Genomic DNA, 1,925 nt, shown 5'->3' on the forward strand with positions numbered 1-1,925 from the left:
CATTCAAGGCTTAAAAACCGGTGACTCAGTCACTGATACGGTATTGATTCACTCCGTCGATGGCAACTCGCAAAAAGTGACTGTGACCATTAACGGCACTGACGACAAAGCAGTTATTGCTGGCACTTCAACGGCCACACTCACTGAAGACAAAGACGTTCATTCAGGCATCTCGTCACAAGAGCTTCGTGTTGATGGTGCACTCACTGTGACTGATGTGGATAACGGCCAAAACCAATTCCAAGCAGAATCAATTCAAGGCCAGTTTGGTACTCTTAGTATCAACAATCTCGGTCATTGGTTTTATACCGCTGATAACTCGCAATCAAGCATTCAAGGGTTAAAAACCGGTGATTCGGTAACCGACACCGTATTGGTTCATTCAGTCGATGGCACCTCTCAAAAAGTCACTGTCACCATTAACGGTACTGACGACAAGGCAGTGATTGCTGGAACTTCAACGGCTTCAGTAACAGAAGACAAAGACCTTCATTTTGGACAACTTAGTATTGATGGTGCACTCACCGTCACCGATGCCGATAACGGTCAAAACCAATTCCAAGCTGAGTCGATTCAAGGCCACTTTGGTACCCTATCGATTAATAACTTAGGTCATTGGGTTTACACCGCTGATAATTCTCATACCGGTATTCAAGGCTTGAAAACCGGTGACTCGGTTACCGATACTTTATTGGTTCATTCAGTCGATGGCACTGAACAAAAAATCACTGTCACCATTAACGGCACTGACGATAAAGCGGTAATAGAGGGCACTTCAACTGCCAGCCTGACTGAAGATAAAGACGTTCATGCAGGACAGCTTCGAGTCGATGGTGCCCTCACCGTCACCGATGTGGATAACGGTCAAAACCAATTCCAAGCTGAAACCATTCAAGGCCAGTTTGGTACCCTATCGATTAATAACCTCGGCCATTGGGTTTATACCGCGGATAACTCACAAGCTAGTATTCAAGGGCTAAAAACTGGCGATTCGGTAACCGATACTGTTTTAGTTCACTCAGTCGATGGTACGACACAAAAAGTGACTGTGACCATCAACGGTACTGACGACAAAGCGGTCATTGCGGGCACTTCAACTGCTAGTCTGACCGAAGATAAAGACCTTCATTCAGGCATCTCGTCACAAGAGCTTCGAGTTGATGGCGCACTCACCGTTACCGATGCAGATAACGGCCAGAACCAGTTTCAAGCAGAGTCGATTCAAGGTCAGTTTGGTACCCTATCGATTAATAACCTCGGTCATTGGGTTTACACCGCTGATAACTCGCAAACTGCTATTCAAGGGCTGAAAACCGGTGATTCGGTTACCGATACCGTTATTGTTCACTCGGTTGATGGCACCTCGCAAAAAGTGACTGTCACCATTAACGGTACTGACGATAAAGCGGTGATAGCTGGCACTTCAACTGCCAGCCTGACTGAAGATAAAGATGTTCATGCAGGACAGCTTCGAGTCGATGGTGCCCTCACCGTCACCGATGTGGATAACGGTCAAAACCAATTCCAAGCTGAAACCATTCAAGGCCAGTTTGGTATCCTATCGATTAATAACTTAGGCCATTGGGTTTATACAGCTGATAATTCTCAGAACAGTATTCAAGGGCTAAAGACCGGTGATTCGGTAACTGACACCGTATTGGTTCACTCTGCTGATGGCACGTCGCAAAAAGTCACTGTCACCATTAACGGTAATGACGATAAAGCGGTGATTACTGACACTTCAACCGCCAGCCTGACTGAAGATAAAGACCTTCATTCAGGCATCTCGTCACAAGAGCTTCGAGTTGATGGCACACTCACCGTTACCGATGCAGATAACGGCCAGAACCAGTTTCAAGCAGAGTCGATTCAAGGTCAGTTTGGTACTCTTAGTATCAACAATCTCGGTCATTGGGTTTATACCG

Annotated in this window: 1 protein-coding gene; it reads left to right on the forward strand. The window is 46.1% G+C overall.

Going from position 1 to position 1,925, the window contains the following annotated elements:
• A partial coding sequence (locus L2735_RS19835) for a VCBS domain-containing protein (RefSeq protein ID WP_248986309.1) occupies window positions 1-1,925 on the forward strand: 1,925 nt, incomplete at both ends.

It is taken from the genome of Shewanella olleyana (assembly GCF_023283825.1).
GTDB classification, from domain to species: domain Bacteria; phylum Pseudomonadota; class Gammaproteobacteria; order Enterobacterales; family Shewanellaceae; genus Shewanella; species Shewanella olleyana.